Source organism: Aminobacterium sp. UBA4987 (genome assembly GCF_002396985.1).
GTDB lineage: Bacteria > Synergistota > Synergistia > Synergistales > Aminobacteriaceae > Aminobacterium > Aminobacterium colombiense.
In genome coordinates, this window is sequence record NZ_DGZF01000009.1 from 670021 (window position 1) to 693465 (window position 23445).

General features: G+C 44.4%; 24 protein-coding genes. All 24 read left to right on the top strand.

The window, feature by feature from the left end; genetic code table 11:
• Complete coding sequence (locus B2U56_RS07500) at positions 1 to 1242, top strand: bifunctional 3,4-dihydroxy-2-butanone-4-phosphate synthase/GTP cyclohydrolase II (RefSeq protein WP_013048386.1); 1242 nt, start codon at positions 1 to 3, stop codon at positions 1240 to 1242.
• A gap of 21 nt (positions 1243 to 1263) precedes the next feature.
• Positions 1264 to 1749 (top strand): 6,7-dimethyl-8-ribityllumazine synthase, encoded by a 486-nt coding sequence (ribH, locus tag B2U56_RS07505; RefSeq protein WP_013048385.1) that lies wholly within the window; start codon positions 1264 to 1266, stop codon positions 1747 to 1749.
• Positions 1749 to 3020, top strand: coding sequence for a serine--tRNA ligase (gene serS / locus B2U56_RS07510; protein WP_286953041.1), 1272 nt, complete (start codon positions 1749 to 1751; stop codon positions 3018 to 3020). The genes ribH and serS overlap by 1 nt, the downstream gene beginning before the upstream one ends.
• Before the next feature lie 148 nt (positions 3021 to 3168).
• The gene (locus B2U56_RS07515; RefSeq protein WP_286953042.1) at positions 3169 to 4350 is read left to right on the top strand and encodes a M20 metallopeptidase family protein; all 1182 of its coding nucleotides are present in this window, start codon (positions 3169 to 3171) and stop codon (positions 4348 to 4350) included.
• 342 nt (positions 4351 to 4692) lie between these two features.
• Positions 4693 to 6273 (top strand): WecB/TagA/CpsF family glycosyltransferase, encoded by a 1581-nt coding sequence (locus tag B2U56_RS07520; RefSeq protein WP_286953044.1) that lies wholly within the window; start codon positions 4693 to 4695, stop codon positions 6271 to 6273.
• Positions 6274 to 6280: 7 nt separating this feature from the next.
• Positions 6281 to 6739, top strand: coding sequence for a CBS domain-containing protein (locus B2U56_RS07525; protein ID WP_013048381.1), 459 nt, complete (start codon positions 6281 to 6283; stop codon positions 6737 to 6739).
• Positions 6732 to 7073, top strand: a complete 342-nt coding sequence (locus B2U56_RS07530; protein WP_286953045.1) for a hypothetical protein — start codon at positions 6732 to 6734, stop codon at positions 7071 to 7073. Before B2U56_RS07525 ends, B2U56_RS07530 begins: the two co-directional genes overlap by 8 nt.
• Before the next feature lie 52 nt (positions 7074 to 7125).
• Positions 7126 to 9033, top strand: a complete 1908-nt coding sequence (locus B2U56_RS07535; protein WP_286953046.1) for a V-type ATP synthase subunit I — start codon at positions 7126 to 7128, stop codon at positions 9031 to 9033.
• Complete coding sequence (locus tag B2U56_RS07540) at positions 9018 to 9236, top strand: ATPase (RefSeq protein WP_013048378.1); 219 nt, start codon at positions 9018 to 9020, stop codon at positions 9234 to 9236. Before B2U56_RS07535 ends, B2U56_RS07540 begins: the two co-directional genes overlap by 16 nt.
• 12 nt (positions 9237 to 9248) lie before the next feature.
• Positions 9249 to 9887 carry a V-type ATP synthase subunit E gene (locus tag B2U56_RS07545; RefSeq protein ID WP_286953047.1) on the top strand — a complete coding sequence of 213 codons (639 nt, stop codon included), beginning with the start codon at positions 9249 to 9251 and terminating at the stop codon, positions 9885 to 9887.
• Positions 9820 to 10896: a V-type ATPase subunit gene (locus B2U56_RS07550; protein ID WP_286953048.1), complete on the top strand. Its 1077-nt coding sequence runs from the start codon at positions 9820 to 9822 to the stop codon at positions 10894 to 10896. Before B2U56_RS07545 ends, B2U56_RS07550 begins: the two co-directional genes overlap by 68 nt.
• Before the next feature lie 20 nt (positions 10897 to 10916).
• A complete protein-coding gene (locus tag B2U56_RS07555) occupies positions 10917 to 11183 on the top strand; it encodes a V-type ATP synthase subunit F (RefSeq protein WP_286953049.1) in 267 nt (88 codons plus the stop codon).
• Positions 11184 to 11194: 11 nt separating this feature from the next.
• Positions 11195 to 12961, top strand: a complete 1767-nt coding sequence (locus B2U56_RS07560; protein WP_286953050.1) for a V-type ATP synthase subunit A — start codon at positions 11195 to 11197, stop codon at positions 12959 to 12961.
• Entirely contained in the window at positions 12958 to 14337 is a 1380-nt protein-coding gene (locus B2U56_RS07565) for a V-type ATP synthase subunit B (protein WP_286953051.1), read from the top strand. The genes B2U56_RS07560 and B2U56_RS07565 overlap by 4 nt, the downstream gene beginning before the upstream one ends.
• Entirely contained in the window at positions 14330 to 14983 is a 654-nt protein-coding gene (locus B2U56_RS07570) for a V-type ATP synthase subunit D (protein WP_286953052.1), read from the top strand. The genes B2U56_RS07565 and B2U56_RS07570 overlap by 8 nt, the downstream gene beginning before the upstream one ends.
• 6 nt (positions 14984 to 14989) lie before the next feature.
• Positions 14990 to 15454, top strand: a complete 465-nt coding sequence (locus B2U56_RS07575; RefSeq protein WP_286953053.1) for a 23S rRNA (pseudouridine(1915)-N(3))-methyltransferase RlmH — start codon at positions 14990 to 14992, stop codon at positions 15452 to 15454.
• 26 nt (positions 15455 to 15480) lie between these two features.
• Entirely contained in the window at positions 15481 to 15789 is a 309-nt protein-coding gene (locus tag B2U56_RS07580; RefSeq protein WP_013048370.1) for a YbaB/EbfC family nucleoid-associated protein, read from the top strand.
• A 1-nt stretch (position 15790) separates the two neighbouring features.
• The gene (gene recR, locus B2U56_RS07585; RefSeq protein WP_013048369.1) at positions 15791 to 16405 is read left to right on the top strand and encodes a recombination mediator RecR; all 615 of its coding nucleotides are present in this window, start codon (positions 15791 to 15793) and stop codon (positions 16403 to 16405) included.
• Positions 16406 to 16411: 6 nt separating this feature from the next.
• Positions 16412 to 17587 (top strand): PIN/TRAM domain-containing protein, encoded by a 1176-nt coding sequence (locus B2U56_RS07590; protein ID WP_286953054.1) that lies wholly within the window; start codon positions 16412 to 16414, stop codon positions 17585 to 17587.
• Positions 17584 to 18771 carry a 2-C-methyl-D-erythritol 2,4-cyclodiphosphate synthase gene (gene ispF / locus B2U56_RS07595; protein ID WP_286953055.1) on the top strand — a complete coding sequence of 396 codons (1188 nt, stop codon included), beginning with the start codon at positions 17584 to 17586 and terminating at the stop codon, positions 18769 to 18771. The genes B2U56_RS07590 and ispF overlap by 4 nt, the downstream gene beginning before the upstream one ends.
• Positions 18768 to 20177: a glutamate--tRNA ligase gene (gene gltX, locus B2U56_RS07600; protein WP_286953056.1), complete on the top strand. Its 1410-nt coding sequence runs from the start codon at positions 18768 to 18770 to the stop codon at positions 20175 to 20177. Before ispF ends, gltX begins: the two co-directional genes overlap by 4 nt.
• Before the next feature lie 24 nt (positions 20178 to 20201).
• Positions 20202 to 21677 (top strand): IMP dehydrogenase, encoded by a 1476-nt coding sequence (gene guaB, locus B2U56_RS07605; protein ID WP_286953057.1) that lies wholly within the window; start codon positions 20202 to 20204, stop codon positions 21675 to 21677.
• Between the two features lie 183 nt (positions 21678 to 21860).
• Positions 21861 to 22340, top strand: coding sequence for a ribosome maturation factor RimP (rimP, locus tag B2U56_RS07610; RefSeq protein WP_286953058.1), 480 nt, complete (start codon positions 21861 to 21863; stop codon positions 22338 to 22340).
• 15 nt (positions 22341 to 22355) lie between these two features.
• Entirely contained in the window at positions 22356 to 23444 is a 1089-nt protein-coding gene (gene nusA, locus B2U56_RS07615) for a transcription termination factor NusA (RefSeq protein WP_286953059.1), read from the top strand.
• Position 23445: the final 1 nt, after the last annotated feature.

Below are 23445 nucleotides of genomic sequence, written 5' to 3' on the forward strand. Positions count from 1 at the left end.
ATGAGCGAGCGAAGGGAGCAATTTTTTAGTTCAATAGATGAAGCTATTGAGGATATAAAGAATGGTAAGATGGTTATTGTAGTTGATGACGATAACCGAGAAAATGAGGGCGATTTGGTGGTTGCAGCGGAAATGGCCACCACAGAGATTATCAACTTCATGGTAAGAGAGGCCAGAGGGCTTGTGTGCGTACCTATCACTGCTGAAAGGGCCCAATGCTTGGATCTTGAATTAATGGCAAAAGACAATACAGACCGTCACGGAACGGCTTTTCTTGTCAGTGTCGATGCCAGGGAAGGAACCACCACAGGTATTTCTGCGGCAGAACGAGCGATTACAGCCCGGCTTCTTGCTGATCCAAACACAAAATCGGAGGACTTCTTGCGGCCTGGACATATGTTCCCACTGGCAGCGCGCAAGGGTGGGGTTCTAAAACGAGCTGGACATACAGAGGCTGCAGTAGATCTTACACGGCTTGCTGGTCTGTATCCCGCAGGGGTTATCTGTGAAATCATGAACCAAGACGGCAGTATGGCCCGTCTGCCTCAGCTTTTGAAGTTTGCTGAAGCTCATGACATCCGCATTATCTCTATTGAAGAGTTGATTCGATATAGAAGTTGTAGGGAACAACTTGTGGAAAAAGTAGCCGAAGTTAAACTCCCCACAGCCTATGGTGACTTTATTGCCCATGCCTACCATGATGTTTTGGATGAAGATCAGGACCGTGTCCACATTGCCCTTGTAAAGGGCGAGGTGCGAGAGGCAGAAGATGTTCTTGTTCGGGTACACTCCGAATGTTTAACAGGAGATGTTTTTGGATCTTTGCGGTGCGATTGTGGGCCACAGCTTCATTCAGCCATGACAAGAATCGAAGAAGAGGGCCGCGGCGTGGTTCTCTATATGCGTCAAGAAGGGCGAGGCATAGGGATCGTTAATAAATTAAAAGCCTACCAACTTCAGGAAAAAGGCCTCGATACCGTGGAAGCCAATGAGGCCCTTGGGTATGAAGCAGATTTGAGAGATTACGGGGTTGGAGCACAGATCTTGAGAGATCTTGGATTAAGTTCCATTCGCCTGATGACCAACAACCCCCGAAAAGTAGTGGGGCTGGAGGGATATGGCCTTAAAATTACAGAACGAGTATCACTTGTAATAGAACCCAACGAATTCAATCAGCGTTATTTGAACACAAAAGAAGAGAAGCTGGGACACTTGCTTCATCTAAAAGATATTCTCCGATAGAAAAAGGGGGGGAACGTACGAATGAAGATATCAGAGGGAAAACTTATTGGAACTGGTTTAAAGGTCTGTATAATAGCTTCACGCTTTAATGAGCTCATTACGTCAAAGTTGATCGAAGGGGCAAAAGACATTTTATTGCGTCATGAAGTTTCACATCAAAACATCGAAATTATTTGGGTTCCCGGTGCTTGGGAACTTCCCCTGGTCGCTCAGGAGGCGGCCCTTTCAGGCCGGTTTGATGGCATTATTGCTCTTGGAGCTGTTATTAGAGGTGATACACCCCATTTTGAATATGTATCCTCCGAAATGGCAAAAGGTCTCGCAACAGTAGGACTCTCACATAGAACACCTATCTCCTTTGGTGTTTTGACATGTGACACCCTTGAGCAGGCTCTTCTACGTGCTGGTAGCAAAGCTGGAAATAAAGGAGCTGAGTCAGCTCTGGCTTTCATAGAAACAGCTAATCTCTTAAAGGTACTCAGAACGGGAAAGGAGCAGGAAGATTAATGCTTGAAATCAAATGGATACGTAACAACATTGAAGAAGTGAAAGCATTTCTGGTAAACAGAAATAACGATTTCGATGTGGACAGGATAGTGATTCTTGATGAGGAAAAGAGATCCCTGCTCACTGAAACTGAAAATCTAAAAGCCCAGAGAAACGAAGGTTCCCGTAAAGTTGCAGAGGCGAAGGCTTCCGGTCAGGATGCCGATGTCCTTATGGAAGAAATGAAAAATCTTGGGCAGATGGTAAAGGAAAATGACAGCAAGATTGCGGAAATAGACCAGGAGCTGCAGTCCTTGCTGCTCCAGATGCCTAATCGCCCTCATGACTCCGTTCCTGTGGGTAAAGATGAAAATGACAACATGGAAGTTCGAAAATGGGGCACCCCAAAAGAATTTGTCTTTGAGCCTCAGGCTCACTGGGACATCGGGGAAAAGCTTGGAATTCTTGACTTTGAAAAGGGTGTTTCTCTTGCGGAAAGCCGTTTTACTGTCCTTAAAGGTGCTGGCGCCCGTCTTGAAAGAGCCCTGATTAATTTTATGCTCGACCTTCACACAGAACACCATGGATATAAAGAGATACAGCCCCCCTTTATGGTTTCATCACAGACTATGCAGGGCACTGGCCAGCTTCCCAAATTTGCGGAAGACTTATACAAATGTGAGGGAGAAGACCTCTGGCTTATCCCGACTGCAGAAGTTCCTTTAACCAATCTTCATAGTGGGGAAATTCTCCCTGAAGAAGTTTTGCCTCTATATTACACAGCCTACACACCTTGCTTTAGAAAAGAAGCAGGAAGCTACGGCAGGGATGTAAGAGGAATGATGCGTCAGCATCAGTTCGACAAAGTAGAACTTGTCAAATTAAGCAAACCGGAGAATAGTTATGATGAGCTTGAAAAACTTACAGCTAATGCAGAGGAAGTTCTGCAGAAACTGGGGCTCCCCTACAGGGTTATTACGCTTTGCACAGGAGATATGGGCTTTGGCGCAAGCAAAACCTATGACCTTGAAGTTTGGCTTCCCTTCCAGGATAAATACCGTGAAATCAGCTCTTGCAGTAATTGTGAGGATTTCCAGGCGAGGAGAATGGGAACCCGCTATAAGCCTGCCGATGGAGGAAGGCCGCGTTATGTACACACCCTTAACGGATCTGGTATTGCTGTAGGCAGAACCTTGATCGCAGTTCTCGAGAACTACCAGAGAGAAGATGGTTCTGTGGAAATTCCGGAGGCACTCGTTCCCTATATGGGCGGAATGAAAGAAATACGGTGAAGCGTGGAAGAGGTAACCCATAGAAGAAACTACCTTGTGGGTAGTCTCAAACAAATAAAGTAACAAACAAAGAGCATTGGCGTTGACGGTCAATGCTCTTTCACACCTTTACTTGTGGGCATAGATAATAAGACTAGGGGGCTATGGGATGAAACTACTGGGTCATAAAATAGCCGCAATTAAAGAAGAGCTGGTAACTATCAGGAAAGATTTGCACAGTTATCCGGAGCTTGGTTTCCAGGAGTTTCGTACCGCCGCAAAAGTGGCGAATTACATGGAAAAGCTAGGATTTGAAGTGAAAACTGGCATAGGAGAAACTGGTGTTATAGGTCTTCTACGAGGTAAAAACGATGGTTTCACCATTGGGTTGAGAGCTTGTCTGGATGCGCTGGCCATTGAAGAACAATCCGGTGTAGAATATTCTTCTAAAAACAGTGGAATCATGCATGCCTGCGGACATGATGGTAATATGGCGATTGTATTGGGAGCTGCCAAAATATTGTCTCAGTACAAGGATAAACTAAATGGAAATGTGAAGTTCATTTTTCAGCCGTCAGAAGAAGACACAGGCGGCGCAGCCGAAATCATTAAGGCGGGCGGACTGAAATTCCCCGATGTGGATGCCATTGTTACTCTTCATAACTGGCCGGGACTCAAGCAAGGTGTTATGGCGGTTAAATCGGGCCCCGTAATGGCTTCCAGTGATATCTTTCAACTGAAAATAATTGGAACACCCGGACATGGCGCATGGCCCCATTTGGCAGTTGATCCGATTGTTGTTGCTGCTGATGTAATTTCTCAGCTTCAACACATCATTAGTCGAGAGATTGATCCTCTTGAAACAGCGGCAATTACCATTGGGAAGATTAGCGGCGGAACGGCTGTAAACATCATTCCAGAAGCCGTAACCTTAGACGGGACCGTTCGTGCCTTTGATCCTAAAGTGCGTGATTTTATTCAAATCCGCATAGAAGAGATAGTTAAGGGTATTACTCAAGCAGCTCGCGCAGCATTTGAAATAACCTATGACCGCATAATGCCGCCAGTCAACAACGATGCTTGTCTGACAGCCCAGGTTTACGAAATTCTAAAGAAAGCACTTGAGCCAGACATGGTAACCGATAACTTTACTCCAGTAATGGGGTGTGAGGAGTTTGCTTTGTTTCAGGAACAGATACCGGGCCTTTTTCTCTATATAGGAAATGATATGGAAGGATACGATATGATACCGATACATGCTCCCAACTATGTTTTCAATGATGAGATACTTGTTATAGGTGTAAAGGCACTGTGTGAAATTGTATTTGGCTTTAACAAGATCAGCGAGTGACTTTGCACTGTTTTTCTTGTAGTCATCTTCAGAATCAGCTTACATTGATGAATATGCTTCCTCAATGTGTTAATCTAATAGATAACCTTTTATTTTTTTAAGGAAATAGTGCAAAAGCACTGTAAAATTGATAAAATATCTCAATGAGCTTCTTTATAATTACTCTTGAGGAAAGGTGGGCTTGTCATAGTCAACGTAAAATCTCTACTATTCGAGATTGATCTCTATCTCTTCATGTTCATACTCGTCTTCGCATGCTTTCTCTTTCAAAGACTATGCAGGCGTTCCCTGGAGAATAGCCAATATAACTATTTGAGAGACATACTGCTCATTGGAGCTTGGATGGTTAGCGGCATATGGTCAGGGGATCCTGAGATCACACTCATTACAGGAACAGCAGTTATCGCGGCTGTAGTGGGGATGTATCAGCATGTCTACCCTCAGAAAAAGATACGCTGGATCTATTTTTTACTAGGCGTTCTTTTCGCTGTATCGGGTCCTAAAATAACTTTTTTAGGATTACCTCAGGGAGAGTATCTTTATTTGAATGATTTTATTTCAGTAGCTCTCACAGGCGCATGGCTTGCGGTTTTCCCCATTCTTATACAGGAACTGGACAACATCCCCGGCATGGCTGGCCACCTTCTTGCCGTGACATTCTCAATTTTGCTGGCAGCTACAGTCATGTCAGGTCAATATTTGCCAGATGCTTTTTATACAAGTTTGACTGGTCTTTTGCTTCTTGGCGTGTTCTGGAGCCGTCATGGCCATATGTATCGCCGCCTGGGAGAATCCCTCTCCGCCTTTTGGGGGGTTCTTGTAGCTGGCACATCCCTTCTTGGCGTGAGTAAAGGAATAACATTTAGCACCATGATGGTGCTCCCTCTAGGGCTTTTTGCCATCCCCTTGATGGAAACGTCCCTTCATTTTGCCAGTATGGCGCTTTCAGCCAACCCTAAAGGTGCCATGGTTATCTATCGCAGCCTTATTGGGAAAGGCATAGACCACCCAAGTGCTGTAAAATTCATTACCTCTATTTGTGCATTGGTAGGTGCTGTTATCGCTATGTTTCAGCTTACTGCAGGACAACAGACAGTCTTTTTCGTAAGTGTATTGGTCTTTTTTGCGGGCTTGACAATGATCCCCGTATTCTCAAGGCTTATGTCTCTGAAAACTCCAAGTGGGGAGCGCCCTGAATTATGGGGTGTCGCTCTCGACAATGTATCCATGAACTATGCCGTGGCAAAAGTCCACTCCCTTCTTATTCAAAATACGGGGTGTTCCCTTATCACCACTGTAAATTCGTTGGCCGTGCAGACGGCAGTGAAGGATCAGGAGTATAAAGAGATAGTTTCTCACTCAGCCCTTACCCTGGCAGACGGAACAGGATTAATCTGGGCATTGCGTTTCCTTGGGAAACCCATTCAGGAACGTATTACGGGCATTGATTTTTTGCTTCAGCTTTGTCGTACAGCAAGTGCTGAAGAATGGCCAGTCTATTTGCTTGGGGGAAAACCTGATATTGCGGATCAAGCGGCGAAAAAACTTCAGGCTCTATATCCTGGGCTAAAAGTAGCTGGAGTTCAACATGGCTATTTTTCGGCTGCTGAAGAAAAAAGGATTATAGAAGAAATTCGACAGAACGGGACACGTCTTCTTTTTGTAGGAATGGGAATTCCACGTCAGGAAAAATGGATCCATGCCCATCGTCAAGAGTTAGGTGACCTGGTAGCCATTGGTGTAGGAGGGTCATTTGACGTCATTTCAGGGAACCTTTCCCGTGCTCCTCTCTTTATTCAAAAAGCAGGTCTGGAATGGTTATATCGCCTTATTCAGGAACCTTGGCGTTGGAAAAGGGACCTGGACCTCTTTGCTTTTGCTGTCAGGGTTTTGCTAACGAAACTGGGTATAGTGAGGAGGTAGCAGCACATTGAACACGTGTGCCGGGGAACTAATGCATCGTGATCTTACTGCCGTTATGGAAGAAGATCTGATACAGGATGCTGTTCACATCCTTTACAGTCATAATTTATCAGGCATACCTGTTGTAAAAGAAGATTGGGAGCTTGTGGGCTATCTTTCGGAGACTGATATATTGCAGGCAGCTATTCCCACATATTTGGAAATACTTGCTCAGAGTTCTTTTTTAAATAACGGGGAGATTCATCTTGTTGACCGTTTCAAAAATTTAGGTAAAAAGGTAGTAAGGGAATTTATGACAAAAAACCCCTATTCAGTACCCCCTTCTGCCAGCCTCATGACTGTGGCTGATCTCATGTTGAGAAAAAAAATAAAGAGGCTTCCCGTTGTTGAAGGGAACAAGCTTATAGGAATTATCAATCGAGAGGCTTTCTGCGAGTATGTGATGGAGGAACGGGATAGTGAATAACTTCGAAGTTCAATCTGTGGAGAAACAAATAGATGAATTTCGTTTAAAACTTGAAGAAGAATATGAACATGAAGAACAAAATCTTCTGGAACAAAAGAAAAGAGCATTAGCTCGTCTAGAGGAAATGGAAAAGGCCACGATTCAACAAGTTGAGGATGAGTGGAAAGACAGAGAAGCGAAAGTAGCCTTTCAAACAGAAGAATATGAGAAAGAACTTCGCTCTGTTCTCTCACAACTTATAGAGAAGGTGAACAACTCTATAGGCTTAGGCAACTTAGTAGATGAAGGGATAAATGCTGTCGTCGAAAGAAGAAAAGCAAATAACGGCAATTAAGAAAATAGAAGACTAAGGAGGCGGGTGGGCTGAGAGAAAGGAAGATACTCTCTTGATACGTGATATGCTCAGACTTGCCATATGGGGCGTTTCAAGCCGCAAAACCGAAATAATAGAGTCTTTACATGATTTCGGGGTTCTTCATCTTGATTTCCCAAGGTCGACGGATATGTCGACACCTCATCTCGACAAACTGCGACTATTGAGGGGAAAGCTGTTGGGGATGTTAGAATCCCTAGAGTGGAAAGAGTGGGCTAGTCTGAAAGACAGCGATATTGAACATGCCCGAAAAAGCATGCGTCTGCCTCTTGACGAAATAATTTCAGAAGTAAACAAAAGCCTCGATCAGTTTTCAGATCGTCTCATTTCCACCCTTAACGAAAGAAATTCTTTGCAAGAGCTGCATCACAAACTAAAAAGATCCCAAGATATCCTCTTTCATTTTCATTCCTTTATCAAAGAAGAAACAACCCAAGGAGCCCTTGTTTCCTTATGGTGGGTTGAAAGAGAGGACATTTCAGAAATTCTATCTGCTCTTCGCAACGAAATTGTTCAGGAAACACCAGTTAAAGACAGAGAATATCTTCGCCACCATTCCTATCGCCACAGCGGCGATGAAACCTTACTTGCAATCAGTGTATTAGGTCAGGATGTGGATGTTGTTTCTAGAGTGCTTGTTTCCTATGATGCCATACGCTGGAAAGCCCCAGCCGGATTCGAACGGGAAGTTCTTTTAGATTCTGTTGATGCAATAAAAGAAGAAATAAGCGTGATCCCTCGCCGCCTTGAAGAATTGCAGGTGAACTTAAGGGAAACAGCCCTCACTTGGGGGCCAAAATTTGCAGCCCTTTATATACTTGCCGATGAGAAACTAGAAGCGCTTCTCGTTGAAAATGCGGCCCATTCCCTTGATGACGCCTTTCTTATAGAAGGGTGGATCCCTGGAGATGAACTTGAGCTCACCGTAGTTCGTCTCAAAGAGCAGTTTGGGGGAAATGTTTTTATCCAATGGCGCTATCCTTCTGCAGAGGAGTGGAACTATGTGCCCACATCCCTCTCAAATCGAGCCCTTTTTAAGCCTTTCGAGATTTTTCTAAAACTTCTACAGCCTCCGCGTTATAAAACCGCTGATCCTACAGCTGTGATCGCCCTATTTTTCCCGTTTTTCGCGGGTTGTATGGTCGGAGATATGGGGTACGGAGCACTTATTTTGCTTTTAGGGCTTTGGCTCTACGGTAAAAAGAAAAAAAAGATACTCTCTAATGTGGGATATATTTTTATCTTCTTAGCTTTCTGGAGCATCTTTTGGGGGGCCGCTTACGGCGAGTTCTTTGGCGACCTCGCCCATCGTCTTTTCCACCTGAACCCCTTATGGCTCGAGCGCTCCCATGCAGTTATGCCCGTTATGATATTTACAGTGGTTTTGGGCGCTGCTCATATCATTTTGGGACTGTTGATAGGGTTCTATGAAGGGGTGAAAACTAAGAACAGGCATGTCTGGATGGAGAAAGCTGGAAACCTTCTTGTTATCTTCGCTCTGATCTGTGCTTTAGTAGGGCTTAAAGGCTGGCTACCAGAGAGCTTTTTTACTATGGCAATTTCTCTATTAATTTTAGGCCTTGTTTTTCTTATTGCTGGTGGCGGCATAGGAGGACTTGTTGAGTCCTTCGGATCACTAGGGAATATTTTAAGTTACGTACGCATTGCGGCCATAGGACTATCATCCGCCATACTTGCTCTTGTCGCTTCAAAATTCGTAGATGTCTTTGGTCTTTCTATTTTAGGATTGTTTTTGGCTCTTTGTATCCATTTGCTAAATTTTGTTTTGGCCATAGGCGGGTCGAGCATACACGCAGCCCGGTTACATTACGTGGAGTTCATGGGCAAATTTTACGTAGGTGGCGGTAAAAATTACAGACCGTTTTCACGGAGGAGGGAACTTCGATGGAAAAAGGAATAATAGCACTAGCAGCTGCTTTAGCTGTTGGAATCCCTGCATTTGCCACAGCCATGGCTCAGGCGAAAATAGGCAGCGCTGGGGCAGGGACCATTGCTGAGAAACCAGAAACTGCCGGTGTCATGATTATCCTTGAAGCAATTCCAGAGACCATGGTCATCCTTGGGTTTGTTGTTGCTATTATGTTGATTTTACAATTTGCCTAGGTGGAGAGATCCTTGGGGAATTTTTTGCAGAATCAGGACCTGACTCTTTTTATTGAGGCCCTGAAAAAAGAGCACGATGAAAAAATTGATAGTTTGAGAAAAAAGACTGAGAACGACATTGCCGATGCCATATCATCAAGGCGAAGTGAGGTGGAAATTCGTATTGCCCAAATGCGGAACCTTCATAAAGAAAGGGCGCAAAGGCTTTTAGAGAAGAATAAGAAGAGAGTACACAATCGCCTTCGGAAAGAATTTCTTGATGAATATAACAACATAGTGGCGGAGGTGGTGCGAAGAGTCACTACACGTCTAAGTGAGTTACGACAAGATCCTGAGCTGTATGGGGTCATAATGAAAAACTTACTGGATGAGGCTCTTGAATTTTGCCCCATCCCATGTGTCATTTTTGTTCATGCTGGAGATGAAATTTTTTTCACCCACGATCGCGGAGTGGTCATAAAAGCCGATAAAACCATGCAGCGATGGGGTGGCTGTATGGTGATGTCAGAAAAGGGTGACTTTATTGTTGATAACACCTTTAGAACAAGATGGGAAAAATTTGAGCCTGTCATTACGAGGAAAATTGCAGCACAGGCTAACCAAATTCTTCGGGAAGCAGAGTTTCTCTCACGAAAATTACGGCTATCTTAACGCCTGTCTTCGGGGGAGGACGTCGAGGCTCTTCAAGACTGAAGACTATAGCATCATTGCTCGCGGGACATTGCAGTCACTTGAACAATTTTTGCTTGAAAGTCACTATGGTGAAAGTTTGCGTCTTAAATTGGTAACATCCCGCGGGGGGCCATTGCGCAGAATAGAGGCAGCAATTGCTCATGAGGTCAATCTTCAGCTGCGATTTGTTCAGGAAAAAGCCGAAGGAGAAGCAAAAGAACTATTAGGAGTGGTCTTGGCCCGTTCTGATTTAATGAACGGGCGCATCCTTTTGCGAGCCCTCCATACTGGGAGTAAAAACGGCGAAGAACCCCAATGGCACAATTATGGCAACCTTACCGAAGGTTTTTATAGTGATCTATGGAAAAACACTAAAACAGCAACAGACATAATCGAAGGGTGCAGAGCTTTGGGGCATCCTTATGCGCTGGCCATAGCAGCTTCTTTTGCAGAACTGGATCAATCAGGCAATCTCGTCAGAGCTGAAAGGATGCTTCTACTTTCAATGCTCGATCTTTTCTGGAAGAAAGTAGGTCAGTTTAACTCGGGCAACAGCAGGCTTCTTCAGGAATACCTGGAGCGATCTATTGATATGTGGAATTTAGGAATATGGCTTCGACAAAGATATGGGCAGGTTTCTACAGTAGAGGCTACTAAAATGTATCTTCAAAACGGGCGATGGATATTCATAGAAAAACTTTCAAAAACAACGATCCTATCTGAAGTCGTTCAAGGAACACCCTGGCAGGGGATTATAAAACCGATAGAAAACAGCAAACCACAAGAATTTCAACGGGCCTTATTTGTTCAGTTTATGAAATGGCAATCAGATCTTTTCAGGGCTGATCCCCTCGGTGTGGCCGTGGGCTTGGGATTTATTGCTAAATATCTTATAGAATGGCAGAACCTAAGTCTTTTAGCTGTGGGACTCTCGCTAGGACTCTCTGAAAAAGAATTAGAATCTCATCTTATTCCTATACATAGTTGACCAGGAGGAAGTGAAAGGCAATGACTTTTCAGGAGAAAAGAGCGCTTGTTCTTGGGCGGCAGCTCTTTATTGATCTCTGGGGCCTCGAGGGATTCGAAAAGGTTCTTTGTGAAAAACCATCTGATATTCAGCATATCTTCAGAGAGCTGCTTGACGAATCCATTGCATTTGTTCTTGTAGAAGAGAGTTGGTTTAGGAATTTGCCTGATACTTACAGGAAAAGGCTGGCAAAAACGCAAAAGCCAGTCTGGATCCCTTTCCCATCCCTTGAGATAGAAACGGACTGAGGTGGAAAATAATGGGAGTAGCTTCTTCTGGAAACATAACGGGCATATCCGGGCCAGTTATAGGGGCTGTAACATATACCCCCATAAAAATGTTCGAGGTGGCCTATATTGGCCATAGCAAACTTCTAGGGGAGGTTATCAGGATCAAGGGGGACCGTGTGGATATTCAGGTCTATGAAGATACAAGCGGCTTGACAAAAGGAGAACCTGTAATATTTACAGGTGAACTGTTAGCGGTAGATCTTGGGCCGGGCATCCTTGGCAGCGTTTTTGACGGCATTGGCCGCCCTTTAGAAATTTTGGGCAAAGATAGCATCTATTTAAAGAAAGGCATACATCTCCCTGCTATAGATTCTAGGAAAAAATGGCATTTTACTCCTTCAATAAAAGAGGGAGAAATTGTTACTCCGGGAACATTTATAGGTTACGTGTTTGAAGGCTCTTTCCTTCAGCACAGGATCATGGCTCCCCCCTATATAGAGCCGGCAAAAGTTTTTTGGGTTGCTTCTGAGGAAAACTATACCATTGAGGATAGTATTTGCCGTCTTGAAAATGGAGTTGAACTTACAATGAAACAACGATGGGAAGTACGACGCCCTCGCCCAGTCTTAAGCCGCCTTTCCTTTGACGCCCCACTTCTGACAGGGCAGCGAATACTTGACACCTTATTTCCCATTGCCATAGGAGGAGCAGCAGTGCTTCCAGGAGGATTTGGCACTGGAAAGACTGTTACGCAGCAATCCCTCGCTAAATGGTGTAATGCCGAAATTATTATATATATAGGCTGTGGAGAGCGAGGCAATGAAATGACAGAGGTCCTTGAAGAGTTTCCAGAGCTTAGCGACCCTTTCCATAACGCTCCTCTTATGGAAAGGATGGTCTTAATTGCCAACACTTCTAATATGCCGGTAGCAGCTAGAGAAGCTAGTGTCTATCTGGGCATGACCCTGGCTGAATATTTCAGGGACATGGGCTATAACACTGCAATTATGGCTGACTCAACCTCACGATGGGCAGAAGCGCTTCGGGAAATTGGTGGCCGACTTGAAGAAATGCCGGGAGAAGAAGGATATCCAGCCTATCTGGGAACACGTCTTGCTCAATATTATGAACGCGCTGGCAGAGCGAAATTGTTGGGGCTTCCGGAACGAGAAGGGTCAGTGACTGTTATCAATGCAGTTTCTCCAGCGGGTGGGGATTTCTCTGAGCCTGTTACTCAGGCAAGCCTTCGCCTGTCAGGGGCCTTTTGGGCCCTTGATAAACGACTGGCCCAGCAGCGTCATTTCCCAGCTATTAACTGGCAGCAGAGTTACACTCTTTACGAAGGGAGTCTTGCTTCTGTATTTGAGAGGGAGCTTGGATCTCAATGGAAAGTTTTAAAAAGTTATCTGAAGGAAATGCTTGATCGGGAAAAAGTGCTCACTGACCTTGTTCAGCTCGTTGGGAGAGATGGCCTTTCTGAGGAAGATAAATGGCTATTAGCCCATGTGGAAACCATAAAAGTAGTCTTCTTACAACAAAATGCCTATAGTGATGCAGATGCAAGTTGCTCTATGAAGAAGCAATTTATACTTCTGAAGCTACTTTATGACCTGGATAATTTAATGCGGCAGCGTATAGAATCAGGGCTTCTATATGACCAGGTGGCCGACTACCCCTTACGAGTCGAATTGTTGCGCTTGAGGGAAATGCCAGAAATAGAACTTGAGCAACAGGGTAATCAGTGGCTTAAGAACTTTGATGATAAGCTCGAAAGTCTGGTGGTGATTCCAGAATGAGACTTGCCCTTGAAGGCTATCGTTCGGTTTTCGGAATAGCAGGGCCCCTTATTTTTGTTTCGGGCATAAGAGAAGCAGGATATAGTGAGCTTGTGCGCATAGAGACACCTTATGGCTTGCGTTCAGGCCAGATTTTGCAAATTCAGGATGATATATGCGTCATTCAGGTCTTTGACGGGACTATGGGGCTCAATACTGGTGAAACAACAGTTTGGCTTGAGCGGGATGTAGTGAAAATGCCGGTGGGACTCTCCCTTGTAGGCCAGGTACTGAACGGAAGGGGACGATCTATTGACGGCACCCCTCTTTCTTTTATAGATAAAGATTTGCCTATAACAGGAATGCCTATCAATCCGGTGCGGCGGACGAGTCCTAATGCGTATGTAGAAACGGGGATATCCTCAATTGACATGATGAATACCCTTGTACGAGGTCAGAAACTTCCGATATTCTCTGGTTCAGGCCTTCCTGCTAATGAGATAGCAGCTCAAATAGTACAGCAGGCCGCAGTTCCAGGTCGCGAAACTGATTTTCTTGTTATTTTCGCTGCCATGGGGATTACTCGGCGAGAGGCGCGGTATTTTATTGATACTTTCGAATCGACAGGTGCCATTAATAATGGCATTTTCTTTATGAACCTGGCCAGCGATTCTGCAGTAGAAAGATTGCTTACACCTCGAATGGCCCTAACCACAGCCGAATATTTTGCCTTTGAAAAAGGATACGACGTTCTCGTAATTATGACAGACATGCTTTACTATTGTGAGTCTCTGCGAGAAATAAGCGCGGCTCGCGAAGAAGTGCCAGGCCGACGAGGATATCCAGGATATATGTATTCGGACCTGGCTGAAATCTATGAGCGGGCAGGGTGTGTAGAAAATTGCCAGGGAAGTATTACTCAAATTCCAATTATAACCATGCCGGATGATGATATGACCCACCCTGTCGTAGACCTTTCCGGCTATATTACAGAGGGGCAAATTGTTCTTGACCGTGGTATTCATGATAGAGGAGCCTATCCTCCCATTAATGTTCTTCCGAGTTTAAGCAGGCTGATGAATAAGGGGATAGGCAAAGGGAAGACCTTTGATTATCACCGGGCTCTCGCAGATCAGCTCTATGCATCTTATGCCAGGGCTCTGGAACTTTCTCGCCTTCGTTTAATAGTCGGTGATGACGGCCTCACTGAAACGGAGCATCTCTACATAAAATTTGGGGAAAAATTTGAAAGGAATTTCGTTAATCAGGGACACATTCATAGGACTATTACAGAGTCTGTCAATGTTGCGTGGCAATGTCTATCTGAGCTTCCGGTGAGAGAACTTTACCGCTTGCCTGAGCATTATATAACAGAGAAATTGGGGCGCCATGAGTAAGGGAATGCGCCCGCCCACAAGAGAGCAGCTTCTGGATATCAGGCGGCAAATGGGCACAGTACAGTACGGCAAACAGCTTCTGGAGAAAAAAAGAGATGCGCTCCTCCGAGCAATTGAGGAGGACCGCCGCAAATTTAAAGAGCTTGACAAGCTCTTTAGAGAACAGATAAAGCATCTATCTTTTGTCTATGCATTGGTCCGCATGTATGAGGGGCAGACTGTTATGCAACTTTTAAAGCCGGATGCCGGAACTTTGAAAGTAATTTCCAAACGCCATACCCTTATGGGTTGTCGCTTTACTCAGTTTCAACCTGGAAAGGGCCACAACTCTCCCCTTACCGGGCTTTCTTACGACCCGGCAATGACTTCTCTTTATCTAGACGAACTGCTTAGTGAAATGAAGAAGATCGAAGAAAGAATATGGACTTATATTAACTTGAAAGCAAAATTAGCTTCTCTTGAGAAAGAACTGTCAAAAACCATGATGAAGATAAATACGTTACAATATATACTTCTTCCTGAGTTAAAACAGGAAGAGAGCAGAATATGTGACATTCTCTCAGAAAGAGAACGTCAAGAGCGTTACGCAATAAAGAAACTTTCAAAAAAGAAGAAAGAAAAGGGATATTCCCCTATTGCAAAGTGATTGGCAATGAAAATAGTTATAATAACTGTAGGGCAGCCTAGAAATCAAAATATAGCGGAATTGATCAATGAATACTCGAAACGCTGTCGACCCTTTATGCCTCTGGAGTTTGAACATGTTCCGGAAGCACGGGGGGCTTCTGCTCCTGAAAAAGCAATAGAGCAAGAATCTGATGGGCTTCTCAAGCGAATCAAGGATCGGGATTATCTTGTTCTCTTAGATGAGAAGGGAGAGCAATTTACCAGCGTGGCCTTCTCTCAATGGGTGTATAGATCTATAGGAGAAGTGAGAGGGCGGTTGGTCTTTGTTATAGGCGGTTCCCATGGGGTTGCAGAAAGGGTAAAGAAGCGCAGTCAGGTGAAAATAGCTCTTTCTATGTTGACGTTTCCCCACGAATTGTGTTTACTTTTTCTTACAGAACAATTATATCGGGCTATCGCCATTCATGAAGGAATGTCGTATCATCATTAATTATTCAAGAAGGGAAGTCGAGCACTATGAAAATGGATAAACTTATGAAACAAGCTCAAAAAATGCAAGCACAAATGATGAAAATGCAAGAGGAACTTGCTCATGAAAGAGTAGAAGGCAATGCTGGCGGAGGAATGGTCAAAGTTATCGCGAATGGGCAAGGGGACATTGTTTCTGTAAAAATAGAAAAAGAAGTTGTTGATCCTGAAGATATAGAAATGCTCGAAGACCTTGTCCTTGCCGCTGTTTCAGATGCTCTCAAGAACAGCAGAGAGCTAGCCAACTCAAAAATGGGGCAATTTTCAGGGGCTCTTGGGTCATTGGGGATAATGTAACGTGGCCCTTCCAGAACCACTTTTGCAACTTGTTACTCTCTTAAAAAGACTACCGGGAGTGGGAGAAAAAAGCGCCCGGCGCATGGCTTTTTTCATTATTCAGCAGCCAGGCTCTTATCCAGAAGAATTAGCGATAGCTCTTCATGGATTAAAAGAACGTTTGTGTGAATGCTCTAAATGCGGAAATATAACAGATGTTGATCCATGCTCTATTTGTACAGACCCCTTACGGGAAAGACAGACTCTTTGCGTTGTTGAGACAGCTGAGGATCTGTTGAGCATGGAGCAGGCAGGGATATATAATGGATTGTACCATGTGTTAAAAGGGAAAATATCACCACTGGATGGGGAAGATCTTCCTCCTTCAGAATACGAGCGGTTAAAAGAGCGCATTATAAATACACGAGTAAAGGAGGTTATTATAGCGACGAATCCCAGGGTAGAGGGCGACCTTACTTTTTATTCTCTTTTTTCTGAGCTCGAAGATCTTGATGTGAAGATTAGCCGCCTTGCCTATGGACTTCCTGTGGGGGGGAGTATAGAATTTGCCGACAGAATTACACTGCATGCAGCGTTTGAATCACGTGTCGACGTAAGAAAGAATAAGAGGAGGTGAGGGTGTATGACAGACGGCTTTAACAACATGATCAAAAGATTGTGTAGAATGCTTATGATGGTTTTCTTTGGAATAGCAGGATATCAGATAGCCATGTTGGCCATGCCCTTTATTCCTGCACCTGTATCAGAAATTTTTCGTTTATGGATGCCCGGCTGGTTGGCGAAAGAGATTTTCTTTGTGGTAGCCTGTGTAGCCATATTTGCCCTCATAGGGTGGGCAATAACGCCTTTGCTGCTTAAAGGACTTGGCTTTATTGGGGCCTTATTTGAATTTCACCTCAAAGGGTTGAGCTGGCAAGACATTTCTTCTGCAATATTAGGTCTTATTGTCGGTCTATTGATCGCCAATCTAATAGCTGTTCCATTTTTTGATTTACCTGTTGGAAGCTACATTGCTGTGGTACTGAACATTGTTCTAGGATACCTTGGCGCTAGAATTTTTTGGAAACGGCAAGAGGATATAAGAGGAGTCTTTAATTTAGGAGCCCTTAAAGAGCGCTTGACGACCAGGAAAATTCGGGGTAAAAAGGGCGTTGCCGGTGAAGAGATTTTAGAAGAGGAATGGTGCCCTCCAAGAAAGATACTCGATACCAGCGTAATCATTGACGGCCGAATTCTCGACATTGCCCGAACGGGTTTTATGGAAGGTGTCCTTGTCTTACCTCGCTTTATATTATTAGAACTGCAAGCCGTAGCGGATTCAACTGATCCAGCCCGCAGGACAAGGGGAAGAAGGGGACTTGATGTTGTAAATGAGCTACAAAAACTTTCGACCCTTGAAGTTGAAATTATGGAAGTGACGCTGAAACAATTGAAAGTTGAAACTGTGGATAGCGGGCTCGTGGCTCTTGCCCAGCAAATAGGCGGAGAAATATTAACCACTGATTATAATCTTAATAAGATAGCGCAGATCCAGGGTGTCACAGTTCTCAACGTAAACGATCTTGCCAATGCCTTGAAACCTATGCTTTTGCCAGGAGAATCCATAATAGTTGATGTCATACGGGAAGGTAAGGAACCCCATCAGGGTGTTGGCTACCTCGACGATGGAACCATGCTTGTCGTTGAAGATGGAGAGGAATATGTGGGTAAACGAGTAGAAGTAGTTGTTACTTCTATGCTTCAGACCTCAGCTGGGCGGATGGTCTTCGGACGAATTCGCCGAGAGGTTCGGGTATGAAACGGTTTTCCTTCATTATAGTGGCTGCAGGTTTGGGAGAGCGCATGGGTGGCTCTCCCAAACAATTTCGTAGGCTCGGAGGGAAACCTCTGTGGCAATGGAGTTTTTTTACGGCCTGGGAGCTATTTATGAAAAAGGCCATCCATGAAATAGTTATCGTTGTTCCGCCCTTTGCTGTAGAGCAGATAAGAAAAGAAGTTGCCGTATTGAGTGGTTCTTCTCAAAACTGTACTGTAACTGCAGGAGGACAAAGCCGCACAGAATCTGTGAGAAATGGGCTCAAAGGAGCGGGTTGTGAGTACGTTTTGGTTCATGACGCAGCCAGGCCGTTCTTATCAGTAAACCTTTGTCATAGAATTATAGAGGCTATGGATTCGGAATGTGGCGTCATCCCAGTATTGCCGATTACCGATGCCCTTAAGAAGGTTGAAACGATACAAAATCAGGAAGCCATTTTGCCTCTGTCAAGGGAAAATCTATACATAACCCAGACTCCTCAGGCCTTTCCACGGTGTGGTTTATTGACCGTCTTGAAAGAAGGAGCTGATTCCTATAGGGACGAAGCAGAAGTATGGCTAAAATTTAAAGGGTCTCTAAAAAAAGTAGAAGGGGATTCCTTCAACATGAAAATAACATACCCGCAGGACTTTCAAATGGCTGAAATGCTCATGAGAAATAAAAAAGAATACCGCACCGGACAAGGGTTCGATATCCATCCCCTTACTCCCTCCAGGATTCTAGTTCTCGGTGGGGTTACAATAGACTCCCCCTTAGGCCTCGAAGGCCACTCTGATGGGGATGTTATAACTCATGCTGTAATGGACGCACTTTTGGGAGCTGCTGGTCTTCCCGACATAGGCATACTCTTCCCAGCGTCAGAGCCATCATATAAGGATGCCTATTCTTTCGATCTGTTAAAAGAAGTGGCATCGCTACTTCAACGTGACAGATGGAATATTGAGTGGGTTGATGTTACCCTGCAAGCCCAGGTTCCGCCTTTGGCTTCTTATATAGACGTTATTGTAGAAAAGTTACAGAGTGGGCTGTGCCATTGCTGCGATAAGAAGCTGATAGTTCATCTTAAAGTGAAATCCGGTGAGCATATAGGGCTGGTAGGAAATGCACAATGTATGATTTGTACTGCAACGGCGACTCTTTCTCGCAATGGGAGGTTTAATGAATGATACGCACACGTTTTGCTCCCTCGCCAACGGGATTGCTCCACATTGGGGGAGCACGGACAGCTCTTTTTAATTGGCTGTTTGCTAAAAAAAACAGAGGGCAATTTATTCTGAGAATAGAAGATACTGATCAGGAACGATCACGGCATGAATACGCTGAAATGCTCAATGAAGATCTTACGTGGCTTGGCCTTTGTTCTGATGAAAACCCGTGGTCCGGCGGTTCCTATGGCCCCTATACTCAAAGTCAACGCTTTGAATATTACGAGCACTATTTAAAAATTCTTAAAGAAAAAGGGGCTATATATCCCTGTTTCTGTACTCCTGAACAGCTGGCGGAAGATCGTCGGCGGCAGTTGGAGAACAGCAAGCCCCCACGCTACGAAGGGCGTTGCCGCTTCCTTTCCACCGAAGAAATCGGCCCCAAAATAGCTGAGGGTGAACGCCCCTGCTGGCGGTTTGCAGTGCCGGAATCAGGATCCTTTGTATTGAGTGACCTTATCCATGGGGACATTTCTTTTGATTATGCAGAAATCGGTGATTTTGTAGTTCAGCGATCTGATAATTGGCCTACCTATCTTTTTACTGCAGCACTGGACGACGCCCTTATGCATATTACCCATGTAATTCGCGGTGATGAGCATATTAAAAATGCTGTACTGCAAATTCTTATACAAAAAGCCCTGGGTTTATCTTCCCCGTTTTTCGGCCATGTTCCAATGATAGTGAGCATGGATAGACAAAAATTAAGTAAGCGGACGGGAGCGGACGCCATTAGGGGATTTAGGGAGAAAGGATATTTGCCAGAAGCTCTCATAGCATATCTCTCTACTTTAAGCTGGGCGCCGGATTCATCCGTCAATCTTTTGGACAAGGAAGAAATCATCATGGCGTTTTCTCTTGAAAGAATAGCCTCATCGTCGCCTGTCCACGATGAAACACATCTAGACCACTGGCAATCGCAGGCTTTGAGGGCAAGAGGGCCACAATGGCTTCTTGAAGAATTTATAAAGCTTGACTCATCAATAACAGCTAAGATTCTCGCAATGAACCTCCGGTTTTTACATTTATTACTCGAAGATATTTCGGGGGCTTGCCTTACAGTCCTTGAAGTTTTAGAATCTTCCAAATGGCTTTTTGACTCTCCTGATTTGAGCGAAGTAAAAGAAAATTTATCACCAGAGTGGAAGCCTGAAATTATTGAGATACTTCGCCAGACACAAGAATGGGAACCTGCCATTCTTGACAAGACTCTCCGAAGTTGGCAAAAGGGAAAAAAGCTGAAGGGGAAGGAGTTTTTTCATCCATTGAGACTTCTTCTGTCGGGAGAAGAAAAAGGGCCGGCAATTCCTTTGGAAATGGCGGCATTAGGGAGATCAGAAACTCTTCGACGGCTTGAAAGAGCATAGAGAAATGAAAGAGGAGGTTATTTCATGTCAATAGAAAACAAATTTGTACCCTATGAAGGGTTTACCTTTGATGATGTGCTTCTTGAACCTGGTTACAGTGAGGTTCTTCCATCACTGGTTGATGTAAGTACCTACCTTACACCTGATATTCAGATGAATGCCCCTATCTGTAGCGCTGCTATGGATACTGTCACAGATGGTCGTCTTGCCATAGCTATTGCGCGAGAAGGCGGTCTAGGCGTTGTTCATAGAAATATGCCTATAGAGAGACAGGCAAAAGAAGTGGACATGGTTAAACGTTCAGAGGCAGGAATTATCGTCGATCCTTTTTTTCTTCATCCGCAAGATAAGGTTAAGCAGGCAGTGGAGCTCATGGAGCACTACCACATATCAGGGGTTCCTATTGTAGACCATAGCCAGAAACTTGTTGGAATTATAACAAACAGGGATCTTCGTTTTGTTACAAACTTTGAACAGGACATCTCGGCCTTAATGACACACGAGCGTCTTATTACGGGTCCTGAAGGAACGACTCTTGAAGAAGCTAAAGACATTTTGATGCGGCATAAGATAGAAAAATTGCCTCTTGTTGATAAAAACAACAAACTTAAAGGGCTCATCACAATAAAAGATATTCAAAAAGTAAAGGACTTTCCTAGCGCGTGCAAGGATGGTCATGGACGCCTTCGTGTTGGAGCCGCAGTGGGAACAGGCGCTGATGTCTTCGAAAGAGCAGAGGCCCTTATAAAGTGTGGTGTAGACCTTATAGTTGTAGATACGGCCCACGGGCATTCGTCTAAAGTGCTTCAGACTATTAGAGAAATACGCAGAAAGAATAAGGACATTCCCCTTATTGGCGGGAATATTGCTACGGCTGAAGCTGCCATAGCACTCATTGACTCAGGTGTAGACGCAGTAAAAGTAGGAGTTGGGCCTGGTTCTATCTGTACAACGCGAGTTATCGCAGGAATTGGAGTCCCGCAGCTTTCAGCTGTTTTTAATGTTGCCAAGGTTGCCCATGAGCGAGGTAGAAAAGTAATAGCAGATGGAGGCATTCGTTATTCTGGAGATATCGTAAAAGCTTTGGCTGGTGGGGCAGATAGCGTGATGATAGGTTCGCTTTTTGCCGGCACAGAAGAAAGCCCCGGAGAAGTTGTTATCTACAGGGGACGGTCTTTTAAGAGCTATCGTGGCATGGGTTCTCTGGGAGCAATGAAAGAAGGATGTAGCAAAGACAGATATTTTCAGGAAAGCGCTACTGCCGAAAAACTTGTTCCAGAAGGCATAGAAGGGCTTGCTCCTCATAAGGGTCCCTTAGGAGCGGTAGTTTACCAGCTCGTAGGCGGCTTGAGAGCCGGAATGGGATATGTAGGGGCAAAGACCATTGAAGATCTGCATAGTATAGCACGTTTTGTCAAAATAACGCCGTCGTCAGTCAAGGAAAGCCATCCTCACGATGTGGTCGTGACAAAGGAGGCCCCAAACTACTGGATTGAATAGGGACTGTGTCTTTAGTGCGCCGTTGCCATTTGTTTTATAGTATTGTAAAAAAAACATAAAACGTGCTATACTATGCAGCAGTACATAATGCGCGAGATGTTATGTGTTTATTTTCAAAGAGTGGGTTTCGCCCACTCTTTGTTTTTTGTTTAACGCTCAAAGGCTATAAAGGGGGAGAAGATCGTGTCTAAACCATTATTTGATAAAGAAAAACTATCTGCTTCTCTTCGCCAGATTGTCGAAAGTTTGGGATATGAATGCGTAGGAGTAGTTTTTGCTCAGGAATCAAAAAACCTTTATGTTAAAGTCTATATTGATGTGCTCGGTGGCATTACTGTAAAAGATTGTGAAACAGTATCTCGCAGTCTCAGCCGTTATCTTGATGAAAACGACTCCGCTCTTCCAGATCGTTATTTTCTTGAAGTAGGGTCTGCTGGGTTGGACAGGCCTCTTTTTTCCCTCGATGACTATGCCCGATTTGTTGGCAAAAAGGTAAAAATTCGTTGTCAAATATTAGTAGAGGGGCGGAAACGTTTTACCGGGACAATACTTTCAGTGAACAATGCAACAAAAACTGTATGCGTTCAACTGGAAGAATCAGATCAAATAGTAGAAATTCCCTTTGCTTCTATTCAAAAAGGGAACCTTGTTTACGACCAATAGAGGAGGAGGAGTACTATGCAGCTTGGGCGTGATTTCGTCCGTGCATTGAAACAGTTAACGGCGGAACGGGGGCTGACCTCAGAGGTCATAGCGTCAAGTCTGGAGGCGGCGCTTATTTCAGCGTATAAAAAATATCAGGGTGGAGACAGGAATGCCGAAGTCCATATCGATCTTGAAAGTGGAAATGTTTCTATCTATGAAGTAAGGCTTGTCGTAGATGAAGTAGACAACCCTGATACTCAAATCAGTCTTATAGATGTCCAAAAGCTTGGGTTTACAGATGTGGAAGTGAATGAGTATGTAAGAATAGAAAAAAACCCTGAGAACTTTGGACGTATAGCTGCGCAGACTGCCAGGCAGGTTATTATTCAAAAACTTAAGGATGCAGAACGACAAATTATTTTCGAAGAGTTTTCCGGTCGAGTAGGAGATCTTGTCAATGGAATCATTTTTAAATCCGAAAATGATCAGGTTCTTGTGCGTCTAAATGACCGAACAGAAGCGATTCTGCCGAAGGAAGAGCGTGTTATCAGTGAAAAATACACTCCTGGCGAACGACTTAAGTTCTATCTACTTGATGTACGACAAACGACACGGGGTCCTAGAATAGTCGTTTCCAGAACCCATCCGGGATTACTGCGTAAACTTCTTGAGCTTGAAGTGCCTGAGATTCAGGAAGGGATCATTGAAATAAAAAGCATTGTCAGGGAAGCCGGTACCAGAGCTAAGGTAGCAGTTCAGACCTTGGATATTAATGTGGATCCCGTTGGCGCCTGTGTAGGAAATAATGGAGCTCGTATCAAATCTATCAGCCAGGAGCTTTCAGGAGAAAAAATAGATGTTATCATATGGAGCAGCGATCCTTTAATTTTTATTCGCAACTCGCTGTCGCCTGCAAAAATTGTAAAGATAGAACCAGTTCTTGAGCAGGATAAGGCTGTTACTGTATATGCAAGACCGGATCAACTCTCCCTTGCTATTGGCAAGGCTGGCCAAAATGTGCGTCTGGCAGCACGGTTAACAAGCTGGAAAATAGATATCAAGGCGCTGGAGCCTGAGCGCATGCCTACACTGCAGGATATTTTTCAGGATATTATAGAGTAAG

Bases quoted from the DNA above. Each gene is read 5' to 3' on its own strand.
- B2U56_RS07540 (WP_013048378.1), top strand. From the start codon at position 9,018: ATGGAAAAAGGAATAATAGCACTAGCAGCTGCTTTAGCTGTTGGAATC.
- B2U56_RS07570 (WP_286953052.1), top strand. From the start codon at position 14,330: ATGAGTAAGGGAATGCGCCCGCCCACAAGAGAGCAGCTTCTGGATATC.
- B2U56_RS07520 (WP_286953044.1), top strand. From the start codon at position 4,693: ATGGTTAGCGGCATATGGTCAGGGGATCCTGAGATCACACTCATTACA.
- B2U56_RS07500 (WP_013048386.1), top strand. From the start codon at position 1: ATGAGCGAGCGAAGGGAGCAATTTTTTAGTTCAATAGATGAAGCTATT.
- ispF (WP_286953055.1), top strand. From the start codon at position 17,584: ATGAAACGGTTTTCCTTCATTATAGTGGCTGCAGGTTTGGGAGAGCGC.
- B2U56_RS07560 (WP_286953050.1), top strand. From the start codon at position 11,195: ATGGGAGTAGCTTCTTCTGGAAACATAACGGGCATATCCGGGCCAGTT.
- guaB (WP_286953057.1), top strand. From the start codon at position 20,202: ATGTCAATAGAAAACAAATTTGTACCCTATGAAGGGTTTACCTTTGAT.
- B2U56_RS07580 (WP_013048370.1), top strand. From the start codon at position 15,481: ATGAAAATGGATAAACTTATGAAACAAGCTCAAAAAATGCAAGCACAA.
- B2U56_RS07575 (WP_286953053.1), top strand. From the start codon at position 14,990: ATGAAAATAGTTATAATAACTGTAGGGCAGCCTAGAAATCAAAATATA.
- B2U56_RS07565 (WP_286953051.1), top strand. From the start codon at position 12,958: ATGAGACTTGCCCTTGAAGGCTATCGTTCGGTTTTCGGAATAGCAGGG.
- B2U56_RS07515 (WP_286953042.1), top strand. From the start codon at position 3,169: ATGAAACTACTGGGTCATAAAATAGCCGCAATTAAAGAAGAGCTGGTA.
- serS (WP_286953041.1), top strand. From the start codon at position 1,749: ATGCTTGAAATCAAATGGATACGTAACAACATTGAAGAAGTGAAAGCA.
- ribH (WP_013048385.1), top strand. From the start codon at position 1,264: ATGAAGATATCAGAGGGAAAACTTATTGGAACTGGTTTAAAGGTCTGT.
- gltX (WP_286953056.1), top strand. From the start codon at position 18,768: ATGATACGCACACGTTTTGCTCCCTCGCCAACGGGATTGCTCCACATT.
- B2U56_RS07590 (WP_286953054.1), top strand. From the start codon at position 16,412: ATGACAGACGGCTTTAACAACATGATCAAAAGATTGTGTAGAATGCTT.
- nusA (WP_286953059.1), top strand. From the start codon at position 22,356: ATGCAGCTTGGGCGTGATTTCGTCCGTGCATTGAAACAGTTAACGGCG.
- B2U56_RS07555 (WP_286953049.1), top strand. From the start codon at position 10,917: ATGACTTTTCAGGAGAAAAGAGCGCTTGTTCTTGGGCGGCAGCTCTTT.